Source organism: Tsukamurella hominis, from assembly GCF_965137015.1.
Lineage (GTDB): Bacteria > Actinomycetota > Actinomycetes > Mycobacteriales > Mycobacteriaceae > Tsukamurella > Tsukamurella hominis.
Genome location: NZ_CBCRZG010000015.1, coordinates 81,585 through 103,647, shown reverse-complemented (window position 1 = coordinate 103,647; position 22,063 = coordinate 81,585). Strand labels below are relative to the sequence as shown.

The following is a 22,063-nucleotide window of genomic DNA, read 5'->3' as shown; positions in this document are numbered from 1 at the left end:
CGCGGGCAGGCAATAGGGTCGGTAGGCGTGCACGCAGAAGGAACCTTCACCGTCGAGCCCGCCTACCCCGAGTCGCTCGCGCCGCTCGCCGACCTCGCGCGCAACCTGCGCTGGGTGTGGCACGGCCCCACCCAGGACCTGTTCGCCACCGTCGCGCCCGAGGTGTGGGCGGCCACCCGCGACCCGCTCGAGGCGCTCCGCGGCGCCGACCAGGCGCGGGTGGCGGCCCTCGGCGACGACGCGGAGTTCGTCGCGCTGGTGCGCGCCGTCCACGCCGACCTGAACGACTACCTCACCCGCCCGGCGTGGGCCGACGAGCTCACCGACGGCGCGAAGGGGATCGCGTACTTCTCGATGGAGTTCGGGGTGAGCCAGACGCTGCCGAACTACTCGGGCGGTCTGGGCGTCCTCGCGGGCGACCACCTCAAGGCCGCGTCCGACCTCGGGCTCCCGCTGATCGCGCTGGGCCTGCTGTACCGGCACGGCTACTTCCAGCAGTCGCTCTCCGCGGACGGCTGGCAGCTCGAGGCGTACCCCGAGCTGGACCCGGCGCAGCTGCCGCTGCGGCCCGTGACGCTCTCCAGCGGGCAGCAGCTGGTGGTCTCGGTGCCGCTCGAGGGGCGCGTGCTCAGCGCTGCTGTGTGGCGGGCCGACGTCGGACGGATCCCGCTGCTGCTCCTGGACACCGACATCGAGAACAACGACCCCGACCTCCGCGGGGTCACCGACCGGCTGTACGGCGGCGACGCGGAACACCGTCTGCGGCAGGAGATCCTGCTCGGCATCGGCGGCGTCCGCGCCGCCCGCGCTTTCTGCGACCTGACCGGCCACCCCGGCGTCGAGGTCTTCCACGCCAACGAGGGCCACGCCGGCTTCCTCGGCCTGGAACGGATCCGCGAGCTCATGGCCACCGAGGAGCTGACCTACGCGGAGGCTCGGACGTTGGCGCGGACCGCCACCGTCTTCACCACCCACACTCCGGTGCCCGCGGGCATCGACCGCTTCCCCGTGGACCTCGTGCGCCGCTACTTCGGCGACGGCAGCCAGATGTGCTCGCTGCTGCCCACGGTGCCCCTCGACGAGATCATCGCCCTCGGCGCCGAGGCCGACCCCGGCGTCTTCAACATGGCCCACATGGGATTCCGGCTCGCTCAGCGCGCGAACGGGGTTTCGAAGCTGCACGGCGCCGTGAGCCGCGAGATGTTCGCCGGCCTGTGGCCCGGCTTCGAGCCGGCCGAGGTGCCCATCGGCTCGGTCACCAACGGCGTGCACCACGGAACGTGGGCCGACCGCCTCGTCGCCGAGCGCGCCGCCGACCCGCTGTCCATGCCCGACGAGGCCCTCTGGCGCCTGCGCACCACGCTGCGGCACCGCCTGGTCGACGAGGTGCGCACCCGCACCCGGGCGGCGTGGCGCGAGCGCGGCGCCGTGGACGCCGAACTCGGCTGGACCGAGCGGATGTTCGACCCCGAGGTGCTCACCATCGGCTTCGCCCGCCGGGTCTCGACGTACAAGCGGCTCACCCTGATGCTGCGCGATCCCGTGCGGCTGCGCGCGCTGCTGCTGGACCCGGACCGACCCGTTCAAGTGGTCATCGCCGGCAAGAGCCACCCCCACGACGACGAGGGCAAGCGCCTGCTGCAGCAACTGCTGCACTTCACCGACGACCGCACCCTGCGGCACCGGATCGCCTTCCTCCCCAACTACTCCATCGGCATGGCCGGGTACCTCTATCACGGCTGCGATGTGTGGCTGAACAACCCGCTGCGGCCCCTGGAGGCCTGCGGGACCTCGGGCATGAAGAGCGCGATGAACGGCGGCCTCAACCTCTCGGTGCTCGACGGCTGGTGGGACGAGCTCTACGACGGCAACAACGGCTGGGCCATCCCGTCGGCCGTGGGCGTGGACCCGGGCCGCCGCGACGACATCGAGGCCGACGCCCTGTACGACCTCCTCGAGCACGACGTGGTGCCCGCCTTCTACGACCGCCGGGACGCCGACGACGCGCCGCCGCGCTGGCTCGCCAAGGTGCGGCACACGTTGTCCGCCACCGCGCCCGAGGTCGCCGCCGACCGCATGGTCCGCGAGTACGCCACCGCCTACTACCGCCCCGCCGCCCGCTCCGCCCGGGCGACTCGGCCGGCCATCGGCGATCTCGTCGAATACATCGAGAAGGTGCGCGCGGGGTGGGACGCGGTGCGCGTGGGCGCATCGACGGCGACCGTGCTGCCCGAGGGGGTGGAGATCGCCGCCGAGATCGCGCTCGGGTCGCTGGAGGACGGCGACGTCCGCGTCGAGGCCGTGATCGGAGGGGTCGACGAAGCCGGGGAGATCGTGGACGGCCGGGCCGTTCGGCTGCACTTCGACGGCCAGGGCTACCGGGCGGTGCTGCCAGGGCAGGTGGGCCGGTTCGGCTACGCGGTGCGGGTGCTGCCACAGCACCGCCTGCTCACCGGCCCCGCCGAGCTCGGCCTCGTCCGGTACGCGCGATGACCGTCCTCGCGGTCGATCTCGGCGGCACCAAGGTGGCGGCCGCGCTGGTGGAGGCGGACGGCACCGTCGTCGAGGCGTCGCGGCACCGCGCACCCACCGGGCCCGAGGCGACGACCGCCGAACTCGAGGCCGCGATCACCGGCGTCGTCCGCGACGCCCTCGCCGCCGCGGACGGGCCGGTCCAGGGGGTGGGCCTCGCCGCCGCCGGCCCGGTCGACGACGCGGCGGGCACCACCTCGCCCATCAATCTCGAGGCGCTGCACGGCTTCCCGCTGCGCGACCTCGTGGCGGACGCCGCCGGCGGCGTGCCCGTCGAGTTCCGCCGGGACGGCGTCGCGATCGTGCTCGGCGAGCACTGGCTCGGGGCGGCACGCGGCCACGACGACGCCCTCGGCATAGTGGTCTCCACCGGCATCGGCGGCGGCTTCATCGTGGGCGGCCGCGCGCTCGTCGGCAACGCCGGGCACATCGGCCAGGTCGAGCTCTCGGGGTACACCGGGAGCGAATCCCTCGGGCGCACCACGATGCTCGAGTCCGTCGCCTCCGGCCCGCACACCGTGGAGTGGGCGCGCACGCAGGGCTTCGATGGCTCTACCGGGGAGGAGCTGGGGGAGGCGTACCGCGCCGGCGATGACGTCGCCGTCGCCGCGGTACGACGGTGCGCCGCCGCCGTCGGCCAGGGGATCGGCAGCGCCGTGGCGCTGGTGCCCGTCTCGGTCGTCGTCCTCGGCGGCGGATTCACCCGCGTCGCCGATGATTTCGTGGACCAGGTGCAGGCCGCGGTCGCCGCGCACCCGCTGCCCTACGTGGCCGCCGCGCGCGTGGTGCCCGCGGGCCTCGGCGGCGACGCTCCGCTCATCGGCGCCGCGGCGCTCGTCTACCGGCGCGCCGTGCTCTCCTGATCGGCGCCGTCATGCGAGGCGGAACGGCGATCGGGTGCCCGGGGTGGAGGCGAGTCGGGCCAGCAGCTCGCCCAGCGCGGGCAGGAACTTGAAGCCGTGCCCGGAGAACCCGGCCGCGACCGTGATCGGGCCGACGCTGCCGATCGCGAAGTCCGCCGTCGGGGTCGTCGTGTACGTGCAGCTGATCTCCTCGAACCGGTCCGGGTCCGCGCCGGGGATCCACTCGGCGACGTACCGCCGGAGGGCGAGCAGTTGGGCCGGTTCCGATCGCAGGGTGCGCGCGTCGGGATCGGTGACGGGGCCCACGCCGTGCCACCCGGCCTTGATCCCGACGCCGGGCGTCCAGCCGCCGTAGACGGCGGAGGGCCACCACGCGGAGTCCGCCTCGGGGTGGTGGTTGAACGCGGGTAGGTCGGGGAGCGGCGCGGCGAGCGCGAAGTGCGCGGGTTGCTCCTGGGTGACGGTGAGCGGGGGCAGGTCCACGACACCGTCCAGCAGGCGGTTCGACCACGCGCCCGCGGCGACGACGGCGGTGCGGGCGGTGATGGGCCCGCCGTCGGTCTCGATGACCACGCCGTCGTCGGTCGCCTGGATCGAGGCGACCCGGGTGCCCTCCAGGATGCGTGCGCCGCGGGCCTCGGCGACCCGGTAGAGCGCGTCGACGGATCGCTCGGCGTAGAGCCGCCCACCGTCGGGGAGGTGCACGGCGGGTCCGGCGAACCGCAGCTGGGGCCACCGTCGGGAGGCCTCGCGGGCGTCGAGCAGCTCCGCACGCAGGCCGATCGTGGGCAGCGCCTCCAGGAGGTCCTGGACGTCCGGCCGCGGCCCGCGGTTGACGACGCCCACCTGGTCGAGGAGGTGTGCGCCCGACTCGGCCTCGATCTCCCGCCAGAGGGGGAGCGCGGCGCGCAGCAGCGCGAGGTACTCGGGGCGGGTGTAGCCCGGGTTGAAGTTGCGCGTGGCGCCGTGCGAGGCGCCCAGCGCGTGGGCGCGTCGGTACCGCTCGATCAGCACCACGTCGACCCCGGCGCGGGCGAGGGCCCACGCCGCGGCCGCCCCGACGCCGCCGCCCCCGATGACCGCGACCCGGTGGTCGGTCGATCCCATCCGCGTCTCCTTCTCCCGGCCGGCGAGTCCGTGTCGGCCGGGCGTCGTGATCGAAACTACGGGAGACCGTGTGGCACGGGCTTCTCCTCAGGGGGATCCGATCGTGGTGACGACATGGCTTCCGCCGTCGCGGAGAACGGGATCCGCGTGCGTTAGCGTGGTGGCGTGACCGGTGGGCTCCTCTCCCCGCGCGACGCCCGTACCCATTGGGCGTCGGCGATGATGCCCAGCGACCAGTTCCTGCTCTACTGCTTCGACCACGGCGCCGGCCCGGCACCGTCGGCCGCGGACGTGGCGGACGTCGTGCTGGCACGCGCACCGTCGATCGCGGACCTGCGGCTGCGGATCGCGCCCGCGCCCGGCGATCTCGAGCACCCCGCGTGGGCGCCGGGCGAGGTGGCCGACATCCGCGAGGGGATCGCGCACACCTGGGAGGCGGTGCCCGCCGCCGTGGCCCGCCTGTTCGCCCGGCAGGTGGACGCGACGGTCGCACCCTGGCGGCTGCACGTCTTCCCGCGCGTGACGGGCGCGCCCCGGTGCGCCGGCCCAGCGACCGTGGTGGTGCTGCAGGTGGCGCACGCCCTCGCGGACGGTCGACGGTCCGCCGAGATCGCCCGCGCGCTTCTCGGTTCCGGCGCAGCGGGTGAGGCGCCGGTCTTCCGGCCACTGCCCGGTCCGCTCCGCGCCGCCCGGGGCGTGCTCGGCTTCCCGGTCGCGTTGGCGCGGACGGTGGCGCTCGGCGCCCTCGCCCCGCGGGCCCGCGCCGCGATCGACCGGCGTACGCGCGACGGTGCGCTGCCGCCCGCAGTCCCCGGCTGCCCCCGCACCCTGCTCAACGCTGCCCCCGACGCCACCCGCGACGTACGGATGCTGGTGCGCGACACCGCCTCCCTCCATGCCGGGCACACCGTCACGGTGACCGCGCTCGCCGCGGTCTCGCTGGCCGTGGAGCGGTACCTGCGCCTCCGGGGCGGGGCGGTGCCCGCGGAGCTGTCGGCGGAGGTGATGGTCGCGCGCGAGCGGCGGCACGGCGAGCGCAACGCCTTCGGCAACGTCTCCGTGCCGCTGTACCCCGGCGCCCTCGCCGCGGAGCGTCCCGCTCGCATCGCGGCGGCGTTGGCCGCCGCCCGCGAGCGGGCCGCGAGTCCGTTGTGGCGCACCGTCGGGGCGGCGGAGGACGCGGCACCGTCGGCCCTCGCGGTGCTCGGCGTGCGTGCCTTCGACCCCATGATCGTCCCGGACACGATGGCCGGCGCGACGGTGCTCTCCAGCGTGTACCGCGGACCGGCGGACCTGGAGCTGCTCGGCGGGAGATCGGTGTTCACCGCGGGCTTCCCGGCGCTCTCGCCGGCGATGGGCCTCACGCACGGCGTGCACGGTCTCGGCGACACGGTGACGGTCTCGGTGACCAGCAGTCGCACCGCCGTGCCCGACCCGGACGCGTACGCGAGCCTGCTGGCGGCCGCGCTCGACGAGGTGGCTCAGGGCCGCTGAGGCGCGGGCCCGGTGGTGTCGCCGACGACGAGGTCGACGTCGAGCGCGAGCGTGGGCAGCGGCGCGCCGTCCTGCGCGGCGAGCACGGCCTGCGCCGCGCGCCGGCCCATTTCGACGATCGGCTGCCGGATCGTGGTGAGGGCGCGGTCGAAGCCGTCGATGCGGACACCGTCGAAGCCCACCACGGAGAGGTCCTCCGGGACGCGCAGACCCCGCGCCTCTGCGGCGCGGATCACCCCGGCGGCCAACAGGTCCGACTGGGCGATCACCGCGGTGGGGGCGTGGCGGGGTCGATCCGGCCCGCTCGCTGCGCTCCCGGCGCCGTCGAGCAGCTCGCCGCCCGCGCGGAAGCCCTCGTTGATCGTGCTGTCGGCCGAGACGACGACGGCGGAGTCCGGGAAGGCGGCCAGCGCCGCCGCCGTGCGGGCCTTCTCGACGTCGCCGTGGCGCAGCCGCACGACGCCGACGGATCGGTGCCCGAGCGCGCGGAGGTGGCCGGTGAGCAGGGCGGTGGCGGCGCGGTTCTCGACGCCGACGCTGCCGATGTCGTCGACCTGGTTGCCCGCGGTGACGACGGGGATCGCGCGCTTCGCCATCGCCGCGCGCAGCGCGCCGAGGGCGGGGGAGCAGCCGGCGGCGACGACGCCGTCGACGGGAAGCGACCGCAGTCGCTCCTCCGGGAGCGAATCGGGGAGGAGCAGGACCGAGGTGGGGCTCGCGGCCAGCGCGGTCGACACCCCGTCGAGGATGCCGATGATGACCGGGTCGCGGAAGGCGCGGCCCGCCTCGTCGTCCACCTGGACGCCGATGATGTCGGTGCGGCCGCTGCGCAGCGACCGGGCCCGCGGATCGGGCCCCTCATAGCCCAGCTGGGCGGCGGCGGCCAGGACGCGGGCGCGGGTGGCGTCGCTGATGGGCTTGTCGACACCGAAGGCGTGGGAAGCCGTCGACAGCGAGACGCCCGCCGCCTCGGCGACGTGTACCAGCGTTATCCGGTTTGACCCGCGTGCCATGGGGACCTAGCCTAGCAAGCAACAATCGAAACGTTTCGAAGGGTTGATCGGTGAGCGTGGACTTCCAGGAGCAGAAGGCGGACGCGGTAGGGGGTTCGGTGCTCGCCTGGCGCAATGCCGTCGCGGTGATCTTCGCGCTCAGCGGGCTCACGTTCGCGAGCTACCTGGGCCGGTTGCCGCAGGTCCGCGACGACCTCGGCGCCACCACCCTGCAGGTGAGCCTCCTGACCTTCGGCCTGGCGGTCGGCTCGGTCGTGGGTCTCGTCGGCTCGGGGGCGCTGGCCGCGCGGTTCGGCGCGCGCCGCGTCATCGCGGTGACGCTGCCCGCACTGGGTGTGACGATGATCGCTGCGGCCGCAGGCGCGCAGTCCGGGAACTACGCGCTCACGCTGCTGCCGCTGGTCTTCGTCGGGCTCTCGCACGGCATCACCGACGTCTGCATGAACCTCTCCGGCGCCGAGAACGAGCGGGCGCTGGGGCGCACCGTGATGCCCGCCTTCCATGCGGCGTTCTCGATGGGCACGGTGGCCGGCGCGCTCACCGCCGCCGCGGCACAGGCCGCGCACGTGCCGCTGCTGCCGCACCTGCTGGTCGTGAACGGCGTCCTGCTGGTGGTCGGCTGGTTCGCGCTGCGGCACGTGCCCTTCCAGGCGCACGACGCCGACGACCACGCCCCCGTCTCGCGCCGCGAGCGGCTCGCGGTGTGGCGCGAGCCGCGCACGCTGCTCATCGGTCTGATGGTGCTCGGGATGGCGCTGACCGAGGGCAGCGCGAACGACTGGCTGGCGCTGGCGATGGTCGACGACCACGGCACGTCGAAGACCGTCGGCACGCTGACCTTCGCGGTGTTCGTCACCTTCATGACGATCGGCCGGCTCGCAGGTACTCGCGTCCTGGACTCCTACGGCCGGGTACGCACGCTGCGCGCCTGCGGCGCACTCGCCTTCGTGGGCCTCGCGCTCGTGATCTTCGGCCCGACCTGGGCCGCCTACGTGGGCGTCGCGCTCTGGGGCCTGGGCGCCTCGCTGGGCTTCCCTGTCGGCATGTCCGCCGCGGCTGACGAGCCGCGCATGGCGGCGGCGAGGGTCTCCGTGGTCTCGACCATCGGCTACCTCTCGTTCCTCGCCGGCCCGCCGATCATCGGCGCCCTGGGCGAGTACGTGACGCTCCTCTACGCGCTGATCCTGGTGCTCGTCGCGGTCGCCGTCGCGGTGGCCGTCGCACCCGCGGCGCGCGAGCCGGAGGCCGCGGGGCCGGCGGCGGGCTAGCCGCCGGAGTCGGCCCGCGAGTGTCAGGGCGCGGGGAAGTATCGCGCGATCGCGGGGCGCAGGCGCGCCGATTCGAAGTCGTCGACGGGCAGCGCCAGTTGCTCCAGGGCGAGACCGTTGACCGTCGTGAGGAGATCCGCCGCGTCGGCCTCCGGATCGGCGGCCCCGGCGCCGCGCAGCTCGCGCGCGAAGGCGGCGCGCTGCGTGGTGCCCCATTCGTCGAGGCTGGCGCGCAGACCCGGGCGGCGCGCGACCTCGAGGAAGAGCTCGTAGCGGGCGATCGCCGCATCCCGGTCGTCGGTGAGCGAGCCGGTGACGTACCGGGTGAGCCGGTCGATGCGCTCGGGGATCCCGGCGTCGGGCAGCTCCTCCGCGAAGAGCGTGCGCACCTCCTCGATCTGGCGCGCGGCCAGCCGGTGCAGGGCCTCGTCCAGCAGCTGGTCGAGGGTCCCGAAGTAGTAGCGGGCGTTGCCGTGCGTGGTGCCGGCCTCCGCCGCCACGGAGCGGTGCGTGAGCGCCCGGGCACCGTCGCGCGCGACCAGCCGGACCGCCGCGTCGAGCAGCGCCTCGCGGCGCGCGGCGCCCCGGGCCATGCGTGGTTCGCGCACCGGAGAGGACATGGTCGCGATCGTACCGTCGGCTGATCTCCGATCAATTTTCTCCAAATGGAGAAAATTGGGGTTACGGTGGTGGCGTCCGCAGGGGACACATCTCGGAAGGGCCGCTATGACCACAACACTCATCACCGGTGGGCGGGTGCTCACCCTCGATCCCGATCGTCCGGAGGCCGAGGCGCTCGTCCTCGACGGGGGCCGGATCGTCGCCGTGGGCGACCGCCGCGCCATGGAGGACGCCGCGGGATTCGGCGCGCAGCGTGTGGACGCCGGTGGCGCCACCGTGATGCCCGGGCTCATCGACACGCACCCGCACGTCATGCATTTCGGCATGCTCGCGGGCGGGCTGGTCGATCTGACGGACGCCGTCGACCACTCCGACATCGTCGCGCGGATCCGGGCGAAGGTCGCCGTCACGCCCGCGGGGGAGTGGATCATGTGCACCCCGGTCGGTGAGCCGCACTACTTCCTGCGCCGCTCCGAGAAGGACCTGCTCGAGCGGCACCTGCCCGACCGGTGGACGCTCGATGCGGCGACCGCCGACCACCCGGTCATGATCCAGGCCTGGGCGCCGAAGATGCCGAACGTGGTGGCCTTCAACAGTGCCGGGCTCCGCGCCGTCGGGCTGAGCGCCTTCATCCCCGATCGTGTGTGCGACGTGGAGATCGAGAAGAACGACGCCGGCGAGCTGACCGGCGTCCTCCGTGGACCGGTCACCAACTACTACACCTACGACCCCTTCTGGGGTCAGATCCTCGCCAAGCTGCCGCGGCCGAGCCTCGACACCGCCGCCGCCGGGACCACCGCCGAGATGGCGAGATTCACCCGGCAGGGCGTCACCACGGGCTACGAGGGGCACGCAATGGAACCCGAGCACCTCGCGCTGTACCGGCACCTGCGCGCCGCGGGCGCCCTCACCATGCGCATCCACGCCACCCTCGACGTCGAATCGGTGATCTTCTACCCCTTCGACCCGCTCACCGACGCCGAATTCGCCGACCGGCTCCCGCAGTTCGCGGCGCAGGTGGGGGAGGCGGGCGACGACCTGCTCCGCACCGGCGGCCTCACCATGAGCCCCGGCGGCCCGTGCTTCTCCGGCTACTTCGCGACCTACGAGCCCGCCCTCGACCCGTTCGGCAGGCCCACCCGCGGCACCCGGTTCCTCTCCCTGGAAAAGGAGGAGGCCTTCGTCCGCTACTGCGCCGAACAGGGAATCCGGGCCAATCTCTGCCTCGGCGCATTCCGTGAGCACGACGACTTCCTCGACATCGCCGAGCGCGTCGTGCGTGAGGTCGACTTCCGGGACCGTCGCTGGATCCTGCAGCACGCCATCACCATCACGCCCGCGCAGGCGCGGCGCTACGCGGACCTCGGCTTCCAGGTGACCACCAGCGCCGGCTTCGCGTGGGGCAAGGGCGCCATGTACGGCGAGCGCATCGGCGAGCACGCCTGGCGCGACCTCGAACCCCTCCAGCGGCTCGTCGACATGGGGCTCGACCTCGCCGGCGGCTCCGACTGGGGGCCGAAGAACCCTTGGGAGCAGATCGAACTCGCGCAGACCCATCGCTTCGCCGGCAGCGGCCACCGCAACGACGGCCCCGACCAGAAGCTCTCCCGCGTCGACGCCCTCCGCATGTGGACCACCGGTGCCGCCGCCGTCCTCGACTGGCCCGAGATCGGCTCGCTCGCCGCGGGGAAGCACGCCGACGTGATCCTCGTGGACCGCGACCCGTCGACCTGCCCGATCGACGAGCTCGCCGGAACCCGGGTGCTGCGCACCTACCTCGGCGGCGAGACCGTCCACGACAGCGGCGAACTCGCCGCTCCGGCGCAGGAGGTGCGCGCATGACCGCCGCCGATCGGGTACTGGGTCGCGTCGACGGCCTGCGCGAGGAGATGATCGCGACGCTCGGCGACGCGATCTCGGTGCGCAGCGTCAATCCCACCTATCCCGACCAGGACTTCGACGACTTCGTCGGCGGCGAGACCGAGGTCGCGCGGCTCCTCGCGGGGATCTACCGCGAGGCCGGCGCCGAGACCGAGCTGTTCGGCGAGGTACCCGGGCGCGACAACGTGGTCGGCGTCGTCCACGGCGAGGGCGACGGGCGCTCGCTCATCTTCAACGGTCACGTCGACGTGGTTCCGGCCGGCGATGCCGACGCCTGGACCCACCACCCCTTCGCCGGCTTCCGCGACGAGACCCACGTGTGGGGCCGCGGCTCCGTCGACATGAAGGCCGGGCTCGTGGCGCAGGCCTTCGCCGCCCGCGCGCTGCGCGAGGCCGGGGTCCGCCTCGGTGGCGACCTGATCCTGCAGGGCGTCGTGGGGGAGGAGAACCTCGAGCACCACCTCGGCACGTCCGCCGTGCTCGCCCGCGGCTACACCGCCGACGGCGCGATCATCGCCGAGCCCACCGGCGCGCTCGCCCCACTCAGCGTGATGCCCGCGACCCCCGGTGTCCTCGTCCTGCGGATCACGGTGACCGGCCGCACCGGCCACGCCTCGGCCCGCTCCCTGATGCGCGCCCAGCGGCGCGCCGGGGCCGAGGACCCGATCGCCGCGAGCGCCGTGGACGGCGCGCTCGCGATCCACGACGCGCTGCGGCGGCTCGAGACCGAGTGGGAGCGCACCCGCGTCGACCCGCTCTTCGAGCCGGGCCAGTTCACCATCGGCCTCGACGTGATCGACGGCGGCGCCCGCGCAGGCCGGAACGTCGCCTTCATCCCCGACGAGGCCGTCCTGGACTACGCGATCTTCTACCCGCCCGCGGCGGGCATCGCCGACGTGCAGGCAGAGATCGCGGCCGTGGTCGCCCGGGTCGCCGACGCGGACCCGTGGCTGCGCCGACACCCGCCGGTACTGGACTGGCCGATGCACTACCCCGGCGGACGCACCGACGGCGACGACCCGTTCTGCCGGGTCGTTGCGGCCGCCCGCGAGGACGCCGCCGCCGGAACCGCCTACGCCGGCGCCCCCGACGTCCGGCCCTTCCCGAGCGCGACCGATCTCACCTGGTTCACCGCCGCGGGGATCCCCGCGGTCGGGCTCGGACCGGGCGCCCTCGCCATGGCGCACGCGGTGGACGAACGGTGCGCGATCGACGAGGTCGTCTGCGCGGCGAAGACCTACGCACTTGCCGCCCTGCGCTGGTGCGGTGTCCGATGACGGCGGCGAACGCGCCGATCGCGCCCTACATGGCCGTGGGCCTCTCGACCATCGTGCACGGTATCGGCGCGCGCGAGCACATCGCGCGCAACCTCGACGTGATCGAGGAGGCCTTCCACGCCGCGGTCTCCATCGTGGGCATCAACCTCCCGGTCAAGCTGGTCGCCCTGTCCGAGGGCGCGCTCACCGGGTTCACCGACGAGGTCTTCGACCTGCCGCACGCGCGGAGCGCCCGCGAGCTGTTCATCGACATCCCGGGGCCGGAGACCGAGCGGCTCGCCGCGCTGGCGCGGATGTACCGGACCTACGTCGTGGTGCAGTGCAAGGCGCGCTGGCCCGAGGTGATCGAGGACCGGTTCTTCAACGTCATGATCGTGATCTCGCCCGACGGGGAGATCGTGCATCGGGCGGCGAAGAACCACGTCTGGAGCCGCGAGCACTCGTGCACCCCGCACGACGTCTACGACCGATGGGTCGAGCTGTTCGGCGACGGCATCGACGCCTTCTACCCGGTGCTGCGCGCGCCCGACGTCGGCAACATCGGCACCATCTGCTGCAGCGACGGCGAGTACCCCGAGGCGGTGCGGGCGCTCGCGCTGGGCGGCGCCGAGGTGATCTACCGGCCGAGTGAGGCGGTGCCGATGACCGCGGCCGGCCCGGACCCCGGCGGCACGTGGCTGCTGCAGAACCGGGCGCACGCCCACTTCAACGGCGTCTACATGGTGTGCCCCAACACCGGGCCGGTGTACTCGTCGCCGGCGGCGGAGCACCCCGTCGACATCGCGGGCGGCAACGGGCACATCGTCGACTACACGGGGCAGGTGATCGGGCGGGCCCCGTCAGGCGCCAACGCGATCGTCGCGGCCCCCGTCGACGTCGAGGCGCTGCGCCAGTTCCGCGCGATGAACCTCAACTCCAATTGGATGAAGGACCTGCGGACCGAGCTGTTCCGCGGCATGTACGACCGGCCGATCCATCCCGCGAACCTGTGGCTGGACCGCGAGCCGGGCCGGCACGCGGAGGTCGACGAGATCTATCGCGGCAACATCGCGCGACTCGTGGAATCTGGCGCCTACACCGAGCCCGCGGTGCGGCACCCCGGTGCGCGGCACCTCCCCGGTCCCGCCGACGGCGACTTCGACGCGGTGATCGCGAACTGGGAGGAGTGATGCCCGACGGCGCGGGTCAGCGCAGGAGCTGCCAGGCGAAGGCGGCGGCCAGCGCGCCCGCGCCGTTGAGGCACCAGTGCAGCGCGATGGGCGCGATGAGGGATCCGCTGCGGGAGCGCAGCCAGGTGAACACCCAGCCGGCGAAGGCGGTCGCGACCACGGCGCCCGCGATGCCGACGAACTGGGCGAGGGGGCCGGCGCCGAGGATCTTGGTCAGGCCCGCGTTGCCGCTGGTCAGGCCGAGCGACGAGGCGATGTGCCAGAAGCCGAAGAGCAGCGAGCCCGTGACCACGACCCAGCGGAAGTGCATCGCGCGCGACAGGGTGCCGTGCAGCGCGCCCCGGAAGGCGAGCTCCTCGGGGATCACCGTCTGCAGCGGGATGATCACCATCGACGCGATGATCGCGGTCGAGAAGGTGGCGTAGCGGTCGTTGAGGAACAGGCCGCGCGTGACGGGCAGCAGCGCGCCGACGACGATCACCGTCGCCACCACGAAGACGGCCGCGGCCGCGTACTTCGCCCCGGAACGCCAGTGCTCGCGGCCCAGGCCCAGTTCGTGCCAGTCCAGGCCGCGATGGCGGGCGATGCCGATGAGGAGCACGGCGGACACCGGCACGGCCAGCAGGGCGGCCCAGCTGCCGGTGAAATGCGCGACCAGATTGGTCGCGACCAGCACCGCGACCACGACGCCCACGTCGACGATCGCGCGCGCCCCGGAGACCGCCGAACGCAGGGCGGAATGATCGGGGGCGGTCGTCTCGGCTGTGGTCACCCGCTCCATAGTCCAGACGCGCGGCGGTTCGCGCAACGGGTGTGAGCATGGCTAAGGTGTCCACCCGTGACCAAGGACCGCACCACGTCGGCCGACGGCGGTCCCGTGAGCGGCCTCCGCCGCGCCGCGCTTCCCCTCTTCCTCGTGGCCCTCGGCGCCCGGATCGTGTGGATACTCGCCGGGCAGCACAACTTCAACTTCGTGGACCTGCGGGTGTACTACGAGGCCGCGCAGCGGGTGACCGCCGACGGCGGGCTCTACGACTTCGCGCTGCGCGACTACACGCCGCAGCAGCCGCTGCCCTTCACCTACCCGCCCTTCGCGGCCCTCTTCTTCTACCCGCTGAAGTTCCTGCCGTTCCCGGTGGTCGCGGTCGGCTGGGTGGCGCTCACCGCGGGCCTGTTGTTCCTGGTCATCCGCATGTGCCTGGCGATCCTGGCCGCGGGGCGCGGCGCACCGGCGCGCCTGGGCGACGTGCCGCGCGAGCTGCCCCTGGTGTGGACCGCGGCCGCGCTGTGGATCGACCCCGTGCGCACCAACCTCGACTACGGCCAGATCAACGTGGTCCTCATGACCTTCGGCGTGTGGGCCGCGTACCTCGTCGCCCGCGCAGCCCCGTCGCCGTCGCTCGCGCTGAAGCCGGAGAAGGTCGACGGTGCCTCCGGGTTCCTCGTCGGCCTCGCCGCCGGGATCAAGCTCACCCCCGCGGTGGGCGGACTGTTCCTGCTCGCCCGCGGCCGGGTCTGGGCCGCCGTCTTCTCCGGTGTGACGTTCGCCGCCACCGTCGGGATCAGCTACCTGATCCTGCCCTCGGAGACCCGGCGCTACTTCACGGTGCTGCTCGGCGACACCGGCCCCATCGGGGATCCTGCCAAGCCCGACAACCAGGCGCTGCGCGGTGCGGTGTCGCGGTTCGCCGGGCACGACGTGGGCACCGGGCCGGCGTGGATCATCGCGGTGATCGTGGCCGCCGCCCTGCTGTTCGCCGCCTGGTGGGTGGTGCGCCGCGGCGACGCCCTCATCGCGCTGGTGCTGGTGCAGTTCCTCGGGCTGCTCGCCTCGCCGATCTCGTGGATCCACCACTTCGTGTGGATCGTCCCACTGCTGATCTGGGTGGTGCACGGCCCCCTCGGCCCGGGCGGCGGCGCGGACTTCCGCACCCCCGGCGCGGGCTTCACGCCCTGGGCGACCGCGGTCGCGGGCGTCACCGCGGTCTTCGGCTACATCGGCGTGCACTTCCTGCGCAAGGGCCTCGCCGCGATCGGGATCGACGACGGCCCCGTCTGGGCACTGTTCATGGCGCCCGGCGTGCTGGCGCCGCTGGTCCTCGTCGCGCTGATCCTCGCGCAGCGGCGGCGGCTGGACGCACTACTCTGAGCGGATGACCACCCTCGGCCGCGTAGGCCTTGCGATCCTCACGGCGGCGACCCTCGCGACCAGCGCCTGCGCGACCAGCACGGCACCGTCGAAGGAGAGCGACGCACCGTCGGCCACGGGCACCGTGACCCTGGTGACCCACTCCAGCTTCCACCTGCCCGAACAGGTCCTCGCCGACTTCACGAAGCAGACGGGGCTGGCGGTCAAGACCGTCGAGCTCGGCGACGGCGGCGAGCTCGCCACCAAGCTGTCGCTGACCCCGGGCAATCCGCCCGGGGACGTCGCGTTCGGCGTGGACAACACCTACGCCGCGCGGCCCGTGCGCGCCGGCGTCTTCGACGAGTACGTCTCGCCCGCCGCCGCGAACGGCGCGCAGGAGTACGCCGTCGCGGGCATGCCGCAGCTCACCGCGATCGACTTCGGCGACGTCTGCGTCAACATCGACACCCGCTACTTCCGCGACAAGAACCTGCCCGAGCCGGTCACCTACCAGGACCTGGCGAAGCCCGAGTACCGCGGCCTGACCGTCGTGCAGAACCCCGAGACCGCGTCGCCGGGCATGGCCTTCCTGGCCGGCACCGTCGCGGCCCTCGGCGAGGGCTGGCAGGACTACTGGCGCTCCCTGCGCGCCAACGAGGTCTCCGTGACCCCGAACTGGTCGACCGCGTACTCCACCGACTTCTCCGGCTCCTCGGGCAAGGGCCCGAAGCCGATCGTCGTCTCCTACGCCAGCTCGCCCGCCGCCGAGGTGGGCAAGGACGGCGCCGCGCCCCCGACCAAGGCGCTGCTCGACACCTGCTTCCGGCAGGTCGAGTACGCCGGCGTGCTGCGCGGCACCAAGAACCCCGATGGCGCCCGCAAGCTCATCGACTTCCTGCTGACCCCCGCGGTGCAGGCCACCATCCCCGACGAGATGTACGTCTACCCGGTGACCCGCGGCGTCGCGCTGCCCGACAGCTGGGCGAAGTACGCGCCGGTCCCGCCGAAGGCCGCCACGCTGCCCGCCGATCGCCTCGCCGACGAGCGCGACGGCTGGGTGCGGCAGTGGCGCCAGCTGATGGGGCGGTGAACCTCCGCCCGTGATGACCACCTCGCGCGGGCGGCTCGCGCTGCTGGCCGCCCCGCTGCTGTTCGTCGCGGTGTTCTTCCTCTGGCCCGTCGCCGCGATCGTCGCGCGCGGGCTCTCGTCCGACGGTGTCGGCCTCTGGGAGGGCTTCACCGGCGCGGGCGGCCTGGGGCTGGTCTGGTTCACGCTCTGGCAGGCCGCGGCGTCGACGCTGCTCACCGTGGTCCTCGGGCTGCCGCTCGCGTGGCTGACCGCGCGCGTGAAGTTCCGCGGGCAGTGGCTCGTGCGCGTGGTGGCGACGGTGCCCTTCGTGCTGCCGACCGTCGTGGTGGGCGTCGCCTTCCGCACGCTGTTCGCGCCCGGCGGGAACCTCGGCTTCCTCGGGCTCTCCGAGACGGTGTGGGCGGTGCTGCTCGCGCACGCCTATTTCAACGTCTCGGTGGTGGCGCGGATCGTCGGCGGCGTATGGTCCGCGGTCGATCCGCGCGCCGAACAGGCCGCGCGCACGCTGGGCGCCGGCCCGCTCCGTGCGTTCCTCACCGCGACCGCGCCCGCGCTGCTGCCCGCCATCGCCTCGGCGGCGTCCGTGGTCTTCCTGTTCTGCGCGACGAGCTTCGGCATCGTCCTCGTGGTCGGCGGCAGCCGGCTGCGCACCCTGGAGACGGCGGTCTACCAGGAGGTGGTCGGCGCGTTCGACCTGCGCACCGCCGCGCTGCTCGCGCTGGTGCAGATCGTCATCGTGGTGCTCGCCGTCGCCCTGAGCGGCGCGCTGCGCGTGCGGGTCTCGCGGCCCTCGGCGTCCGCGCGGGCCGAGCCGCCCCGGCCCGGGGGCCGCGCGCGGCTCGGGGTGCTCGTCGGCGTGCCCGTGAGCGTCGCGCTGCTGCTCTTCCCGCTCGGCGCGCTGCTGCTGCGCTCCTTGCGCCCCGATTCGTCGGGCGCGCTGACCCTCGACGCCTACCGTCGGCTGACCACCGACTTCGGCGGCGTCGTGCCGGTGAAGGCGCTGGTGATGTCGCTGGTCACGGCCGCGCAGGCGGGCGCCATCGCCCTGCTCGTCGGCGGGCTCGCCGCGGTGGCGATCGCCCGCTCCCGCGGGCTGCTGAGCCGGTTCGCCGACGCCGTGGTGATGCTGCCGCTCGGCGTGAGCGCCGTGACGCTCGGCTTCGGCTACCTGCTGGCGCTGCAGTCCCTGCCCGCGGTCCGCGAATCGCCCGCCGTGCTGCCCTTCGTGCAGGCCCTCGTCGCGTTGCCGCTGGTGGTGCGGGTGCTGGTGCCCGCGCTCGGGGCCGTCGACCCGCGGCAACGGCAGGCCGCCGCCGTGCTCGGGGCCTCGCCGGTGCGCGTCTTCACCTCCGTCGACCTGCCGGTGATCAGCCGGTCCGTGGCCGTGGCCGCGGGCTTCGCGTACGTCGTTACCCTGGGGGAGTTCGGGGCCGCCAGCTTCCTGGTGCGGCCCGAGCAGATGACGCTGCCCGTGCTGATCGGCCGGATCTCCGGCCGCCCCGGCTGGGCCGACGCGGCGCTCGCCGCGTCGTGCTCCGTGCTGCTCATCGCCGCGACGGTGCTGGTGATCGGCGCCGTCGAGGCGCTGCGTCGCGACGACGCCGGGCGGGCGGAGTTCTGATGCGTGTCGGCGGGGGAGAGGAGTCGCGATGCTGACCATCGACCGGGTCACGGTGCGCTACGGCGACCGGACGGCCGTGCGGGACGTCTCGCTCACCGTCGGTAACGATGCCGCGACGGACGGAGCGGACTCCGTGACCGCGCTCCTCGGGCCGTCGGGCTGCGGGAAGTCCACCCTGCTGCGCGCCGTCGCGGGCCTCGAGCCCCTGGCCGGCGGCCGCATCCTGTGGGACGGGGAGGACCTCGCGCCCGTGCCCACCCATCGTCGGGGCTTCGGCGTCGTCTTCCAGGACGGACAGCTCTTCGGGCACCGCGACGTGGCCGGCAACATCCGCTACGGGCTGCAGCGCCACCACTGGCCGCGCGCCGAGGCGAACGCCCGCGTCGAGGAACTGCTCGAGCTCGTCGGGCTGCCCGGCATGGGCGCGCGGCCCGTCGGGGAACTGTCCGGCGGGCAGCAGCAGCGCGTCGCGCTGGCCCGCGCGCTGGCCCCGAAGCCCCGTCTCCTGCTGCTCGACGAGCCGCTCTCGGCCCTGGACCGGCAGCTGCGCGACCGCCTCGTGGGCGACCTGCGCCGCATCCTCCGCGAGACCGGGACGCCCGCCCTCATCGTGACCCACGACCACGACGAGGCCGTCGAGCTCGCCGACACCGTCGCCGTGCTGGACGCCGGGGAGCTGGCCCAGGTGGACAGGCCCGCCCGGCTGTGGCGCCGCCCCCGCACGGCCGACGTGGCCCGCTTCCTCGGCTACTCCGTGCTGCTCGATGCGCAGGTCAAGGACCTGCAGGCGACCTCCGCGCTGGGCCAGGTGCTCGTCGACTGCCCCGACGGCCGGTTCCGGCTCGGCCTGCGGCCCGGCTCCGTCGTGATCCAGGCGCACGGGGTGCCGGCCAGGGTCACCGGCTCCGTCCCCACGGCCGACGGGGTGCGGATCACCGCCGCCGTCGACACCGGCGACGGCGAGCTGCTCGTCGACGCGCTCGGCGACACCGCGCCAGCCGACGGCGAGACGGTGCGCGTCGCGCTCAACCCGCGCCGCATCGCCGTGATCGGATAGCCCGGTGACCGACGTCTTCACCCCGCGCCAGGCCCGCGCACTGGTCTCGATCGCCGACACCCTCGTCCCCGGCGGCGACGGCGTGCCCGGGGCGCGCGACATCGACTTCCTCGACGCCGTCTCGCGCACCGCGCAGCACAAGATGCTGCCGCGCGAGCTGCGCGAACTGAAGGTCTTCCTCGACCTCTGGGACACCCGCGGCTTCGGCCTCGTCAACCGCATCGGCCCGCGGCGGTTCTCCGCGCTGCCGCACGACCGGCGCGAGGAGGCGCTGCTGGGCTGGGGCGCGCACCGGCTCGCCCCGGTGCGGACCGTCTTCCAGGGGCTGCGCTCGCTGCTGATCGGCGCCTACTACATCGCGCCCGACGCCGTCGCCGCGCGCGCCGCGACCGGCTATCCCGAGGCGCCCGGCCCGCTGCCCGACGCCCCCGAACGGCCCCTGCGGCCGGTATCGATCCCCGCCGGCGGCGCGCGCCTCACCGCCGACGTGGTGGTCGTGGGCTCCGGCGCGGGCGGCGGCACCGCGGCCGCCGTGCTCGCCGCCGCCGGCCTCGACGTGCTCGTCCTCGAACGCGGCGGCTACCACGACGACCGCGACTTCGGCCGCGGCGAGCTCGAGTCGCTCACCACGCTGTACGCGGGGGCGCCCGCGATCTCGGCCGAGGGGCAGATCTCGTCCCTCATGGCCGGCGGCACCCTCGGCGGCGGCACCGTCGTCAACTGGACCACCTCCTTCGCCACACCCGAGCACGTCCGGGCCGAGTGGGCCGCGCACGGCGCGCGACAGTTCGCCGGCGACGAGTTCACGCGCTCGCTCGACGCCGTGCAGCGGCGGCTGGGCGTGAACACCGACCACGGCACCGCCTCCGCGCGCGACGCGATCCTCGAGCGCGGCCTCACCGCGCTCGGTTGGCAGTGCGACGCCATGCCCCGCAACGTGATCGGCTGCGACCAGGGCATCGAGTGCGGGCGCTGCGGCTACGGCTGCCGCATCGGGGCCAAGCAGTCCACCGCCAAGACGTGGCTCCAGGACGCCGTCGAGGTCCGGCGCGTGATCGTCGAGCGGGGCCGCGCGACCGGCGTCGAGGCCGTCGGGCCCGGCGGTGCCCCCGTCACCGTCGCCGCGAAGGCCGTCGTGGTCGCGGCGGGCTCGCTGCAGACCCCGCCGCTGCTGCGGCGCTCGGGCCTGCGGAACGGGCGGATCGGTGAGAACCTGCGGCTGCACCCGGTGACCGCGGTGGCCGGCGTCTTCGACGAGGACGTTCGCCCCTGGGAGGGCGGCCTGCAGACCCGCTACTCCACCGAGCACGCCGACCTCGACGGCCGCGGCTACGGCGTCATCTACGAGACCGGTCCCGTGAGCCCCGGCGCGATCACGCTGTTCCAGCCCTGGCACTCCGCGGCGCAGCACGCCGCCGACATGCGGGCGATGCGGCACACCGTGCAGGTGGGCGTCATCGTCCGCGACACCGGCAGCGGTCGGGTCACCGTCGGGCGCGACGGCGAGCCCGCCGTGCGGTACCGGCTGAACGAGCGCGACGCCGCGCACATGCAGCGCGGCGTGGTGGGCGCGGCCGAGATCCTGGCGGCCGCGGGCGCGACGTCGGTGCGCAGCTCGCACCAGAACCGCGTCGCCGCCGGCCTGCCCGGGGCGCTCGACGGCTTCGCCGCCGCCGCGCAGCGGGAGGGCTACGCGCCCGCCCGGTGCATGATGATCGCGCTGCACATCATGGGCACCGCTGCGATGGGCGGAAGCCGCGACACCTCGGCGACGGATCCCGACGGCGCGACCTGGGAGGTGCCGAACCTCGTGGTGGCCGACGCCTCGTGCTTCCCCACGCCGAGCGGCGTGAACCCGATGATCTCCATCGAGGCCATCGCGCACATGAACGCCTCCCGGCTCGCGGCGCGACTCGGGTAGCGCCGGGACCGACCGCTACGGACGGCGCTCCTCCTCGGGGAGGTACCAGTCGGGCAGTGGCTCGGCGGACAGCCGCGTGGTGTCGCCGGGGCGGGTCAGGGTGAACAGAGCCCGCTGGATGCGGGGGATGCGGTTCATGTCGTCCGAGATCGCGGCCAGCCGCGCCGCGACCTGGGACTCCGGCAGGTCGCCCTCGAGGTCGACGGCCGCGACGAGGAAGAGCCGGTCGGCGCCGACCCACTCCATGTGCAGGAAGCTCACCTGCTTGACGTCCGGGTGGGACTGCAGCGCCTCCAGCATGCGGTTGCGAGCCAGCGGCGTCGCCTCCTCGCCCGTGAGGAAGTCCATGTTGCGCCGGATCAGGAACACCGCGACGAAGCCCAGCAGGATGCCGACCAGGATCGACCCGACGGCGTCCCACACGGGGTTCCCCGTGATCTGGTGCAGCGCCATCGCGCTCGCGGCGATGACGATGCCGATGAGCGCGCTGAGGTCCTCCGCGAAGACCGACCGCAGCACCGGGTTCGAGGTCACCCGCACGTAACGGAGCGGGTGCAGCATCCGCTCCTGCGCTCCCTCCTTCGTCTGCCGCAGCGCCTGCAGGAATGAGATGCCCTCGAGCACGAAGGAGATGGCCAGCACGGCGTAGCCCCAGCCGTAGTCCGTCGCCTCCTCGGGCGCGCCGAGCGCCGAGATCCCGTGCCACACCGAGACGGCCGCGCCGACGCTGAACAGGCCGAAGGCCGCGAACATCGACCAGACGTAGCCCGAGCGGCCGTACCCGAAGGGATGCGTCTCGTCGGCGGGTTTCGCGGCGCGCTTCGCCCCGATGAGGAGGAACACCTCGTTGCCCGTGTCGGCCCACGAGTGCGCGGCCTCCGCCACCATCGCCGCCGAGCCGGTGACCACCGCCGCCACCGACTTCGCCACCGCGATCAGCACGTTCGCGCCGAACGCGACGAGCACCGTCAGCAGGCTCTCGTCCTGGGTTCCGTCCGTCGCCTCGTCGCTCATGCTGCCG

17 protein-coding genes and 1 pseudogene are annotated in these 22,063 nt (G+C 73.9%); 13 read left to right on the top strand and 5 right to left on the bottom strand.

Annotated elements, in window-relative coordinates:
* Positions 1 to 27 precede the first annotated feature (27 nt).
* Entirely contained in the window at positions 28 to 2,493 is a 2,466-nt protein-coding gene (gene glgP, locus ACM9LD_RS17975; protein ID WP_415677930.1) for an alpha-glucan family phosphorylase, read from the top strand.
* Positions 2,490 to 3,395 (top strand): ROK family protein, encoded by a 906-nt coding sequence (locus ACM9LD_RS17970; protein WP_415677929.1) that lies wholly within the window; start codon positions 2,490 to 2,492, stop codon positions 3,393 to 3,395. The genes glgP and ACM9LD_RS17970 overlap by 4 nt, the downstream gene beginning before the upstream one ends.
* Before the next feature lie 9 nt (positions 3,396 to 3,404).
* Here ACM9LD_RS17970 and ACM9LD_RS17965 read toward each other — a convergent pair whose 3' ends face one another.
* The gene (locus tag ACM9LD_RS17965; RefSeq protein ID WP_415677928.1) at positions 3,405 to 4,502 is read right to left on the bottom strand and encodes an FAD-dependent oxidoreductase; all 1,098 of its coding nucleotides are present in this window, start codon (positions 4,500 to 4,502) and stop codon (positions 3,405 to 3,407) included.
* 165 nt (positions 4,503 to 4,667) lie between these two features.
* Here ACM9LD_RS17965 and ACM9LD_RS17960 point away from each other — a divergent pair, with 165 nt between their 5' ends.
* Positions 4,668 to 5,996, top strand: coding sequence for a WS/DGAT domain-containing protein (locus ACM9LD_RS17960; protein WP_415677927.1), 1,329 nt, complete (start codon positions 4,668 to 4,670; stop codon positions 5,994 to 5,996).
* Here the strand turns inward: ACM9LD_RS17960 and ACM9LD_RS17955 are convergent.
* Positions 5,984 to 7,009 (bottom strand): LacI family DNA-binding transcriptional regulator, encoded by a 1,026-nt coding sequence (locus ACM9LD_RS17955; RefSeq protein ID WP_415677926.1) that lies wholly within the window; start codon positions 7,007 to 7,009, stop codon positions 5,984 to 5,986. The genes ACM9LD_RS17960 and ACM9LD_RS17955 overlap by 13 nt on opposite strands.
* A gap of 50 nt (positions 7,010 to 7,059) precedes the next feature.
* Between ACM9LD_RS17955 and ACM9LD_RS17950 the strand changes: the two genes are divergently transcribed.
* Positions 7,060 to 8,277 carry an MFS transporter gene (locus tag ACM9LD_RS17950; protein ID WP_415677925.1) on the top strand — a complete coding sequence of 406 codons (1,218 nt, stop codon included), beginning with the start codon at positions 7,060 to 7,062 and terminating at the stop codon, positions 8,275 to 8,277.
* 23 nt (positions 8,278 to 8,300) lie between these two features.
* On the opposite strand, the gene ACM9LD_RS17945 is transcribed toward ACM9LD_RS17950, so the two are convergent.
* Positions 8,301 to 8,897: a TetR/AcrR family transcriptional regulator gene (locus ACM9LD_RS17945; protein WP_415677924.1), complete on the bottom strand. Its 597-nt coding sequence runs from the start codon at positions 8,895 to 8,897 to the stop codon at positions 8,301 to 8,303.
* Positions 8,898 to 9,003: 106 nt separating this feature from the next.
* On the opposite strand from ACM9LD_RS17945, the gene ACM9LD_RS17940 reads away from it, so the two are divergent.
* The 4 genes and pseudogenes from ACM9LD_RS17940 to ACM9LD_RS17925 all read left to right on the top strand — a co-directional run bounded on the left by ACM9LD_RS17940 (position 9,004) and on the right by ACM9LD_RS17925 (position 13,225).
* Positions 9,004 to 10,740 (top strand): amidohydrolase, encoded by a 1,737-nt coding sequence (locus tag ACM9LD_RS17940; protein WP_415677923.1) that lies wholly within the window; start codon positions 9,004 to 9,006, stop codon positions 10,738 to 10,740.
* Complete coding sequence (locus tag ACM9LD_RS17935) at positions 10,737 to 12,056, top strand: M20 family metallopeptidase (protein WP_415677922.1); 1,320 nt, start codon at positions 10,737 to 10,739, stop codon at positions 12,054 to 12,056. Before ACM9LD_RS17940 ends, ACM9LD_RS17935 begins: the two co-directional genes overlap by 4 nt.
* Positions 12,053 to 12,943 (top strand): annotated as a pseudogene (locus tag ACM9LD_RS17930) (nitrilase-related carbon-nitrogen hydrolase); the annotation flags it as partial. The gene ACM9LD_RS17935 and the pseudogene ACM9LD_RS17930, both read left to right, overlap by 4 nt.
* 99 nt (positions 12,944 to 13,042) lie before the next feature.
* Entirely contained in the window at positions 13,043 to 13,225 is a 183-nt protein-coding gene (locus tag ACM9LD_RS17925) for a hypothetical protein (RefSeq protein WP_231857354.1), read from the top strand.
* A gap of 16 nt (positions 13,226 to 13,241) precedes the next feature.
* Here ACM9LD_RS17925 and ACM9LD_RS17920 read toward each other — a convergent pair whose 3' ends face one another.
* Positions 13,242 to 13,958: a CPBP family intramembrane glutamic endopeptidase gene (locus ACM9LD_RS17920; RefSeq protein WP_415677956.1), complete on the bottom strand. Its 717-nt coding sequence runs from the start codon at positions 13,956 to 13,958 to the stop codon at positions 13,242 to 13,244.
* A gap of 105 nt (positions 13,959 to 14,063) precedes the next feature.
* Between ACM9LD_RS17920 and ACM9LD_RS17915 the strand changes: the two genes are divergently transcribed.
* Genes ACM9LD_RS17915 through ACM9LD_RS17895 form a run of 5 tightly spaced genes read left to right on the top strand, consistent with a single transcriptional unit; the run spans position 14,064 to position 21,042 of the window.
* The gene (locus tag ACM9LD_RS17915) at positions 14,064 to 15,374 is read left to right on the top strand and encodes a glycosyltransferase 87 family protein (protein ID WP_415677921.1); all 1,311 of its coding nucleotides are present in this window, start codon (positions 14,064 to 14,066) and stop codon (positions 15,372 to 15,374) included.
* 4 nt (positions 15,375 to 15,378) lie between these two features.
* Positions 15,379 to 16,443: a thiamine ABC transporter substrate-binding protein gene (locus tag ACM9LD_RS17910; protein WP_415677920.1), complete on the top strand. Its 1,065-nt coding sequence runs from the start codon at positions 15,379 to 15,381 to the stop codon at positions 16,441 to 16,443.
* 13 nt (positions 16,444 to 16,456) lie between these two features.
* Positions 16,457 to 18,064 carry an ABC transporter permease gene (locus ACM9LD_RS17905; RefSeq protein ID WP_415677955.1) on the top strand — a complete coding sequence of 536 codons (1,608 nt, stop codon included), beginning with the start codon at positions 16,457 to 16,459 and terminating at the stop codon, positions 18,062 to 18,064.
* Between the two features lie 28 nt (positions 18,065 to 18,092).
* A complete protein-coding gene (locus tag ACM9LD_RS17900; RefSeq protein ID WP_415677919.1) occupies positions 18,093 to 19,121 on the top strand; it encodes an ABC transporter ATP-binding protein in 1,029 nt (342 codons plus the stop codon).
* A gap of 4 nt (positions 19,122 to 19,125) precedes the next feature.
* On the top strand, positions 19,126 to 21,042 hold the full coding sequence (locus ACM9LD_RS17895; RefSeq protein WP_415677918.1) for a GMC family oxidoreductase: 1,917 nt from the start codon (positions 19,126 to 19,128) through the stop codon (positions 21,040 to 21,042).
* A gap of 15 nt (positions 21,043 to 21,057) precedes the next feature.
* On the opposite strand, the gene ACM9LD_RS17890 is transcribed toward ACM9LD_RS17895, so the two are convergent.
* A complete protein-coding gene (locus ACM9LD_RS17890) occupies positions 21,058 to 22,056 on the bottom strand; it encodes a cation diffusion facilitator family transporter (RefSeq protein ID WP_415677917.1) in 999 nt (332 codons plus the stop codon).
* Between the last annotated feature and the right edge of the window lie 7 nt (positions 22,057 to 22,063).

What these genes read in the sequence shown, in the direction of transcription:
- ACM9LD_RS17965 (WP_415677928.1), bottom strand. Translation starts at nt 4,502, where the DNA reads ATGGGATCGACCGACCACCGGGTCGCGGTCATCGGGGGCGGCGGCGTC.
- ACM9LD_RS17905 (WP_415677955.1), top strand. Translation starts at nt 16,457, where the DNA reads ATGACCACCTCGCGCGGGCGGCTCGCGCTGCTGGCCGCCCCGCTGCTG.
- ACM9LD_RS17945 (WP_415677924.1), bottom strand. Translation starts at nt 8,897, where the DNA reads ATGTCCTCTCCGGTGCGCGAACCACGCATGGCCCGGGGCGCCGCGCGC.
- ACM9LD_RS17910 (WP_415677920.1), top strand. Translation starts at nt 15,379, where the DNA reads ATGACCACCCTCGGCCGCGTAGGCCTTGCGATCCTCACGGCGGCGACC.
- ACM9LD_RS17955 (WP_415677926.1), bottom strand. Translation starts at nt 7,009, where the DNA reads ATGGCACGCGGGTCAAACCGGATAACGCTGGTACACGTCGCCGAGGCG.
- ACM9LD_RS17935 (WP_415677922.1), top strand. Translation starts at nt 10,737, where the DNA reads ATGACCGCCGCCGATCGGGTACTGGGTCGCGTCGACGGCCTGCGCGAG.
- ACM9LD_RS17900 (WP_415677919.1), top strand. Translation starts at nt 18,093, where the DNA reads ATGCTGACCATCGACCGGGTCACGGTGCGCTACGGCGACCGGACGGCC.
- ACM9LD_RS17940 (WP_415677923.1), top strand. Translation starts at nt 9,004, where the DNA reads ATGACCACAACACTCATCACCGGTGGGCGGGTGCTCACCCTCGATCCC.
- ACM9LD_RS17970 (WP_415677929.1), top strand. Translation starts at nt 2,490, where the DNA reads ATGACCGTCCTCGCGGTCGATCTCGGCGGCACCAAGGTGGCGGCCGCG.
- ACM9LD_RS17890 (WP_415677917.1), bottom strand. Translation starts at nt 22,056, where the DNA reads ATGAGCGACGAGGCGACGGACGGAACCCAGGACGAGAGCCTGCTGACG.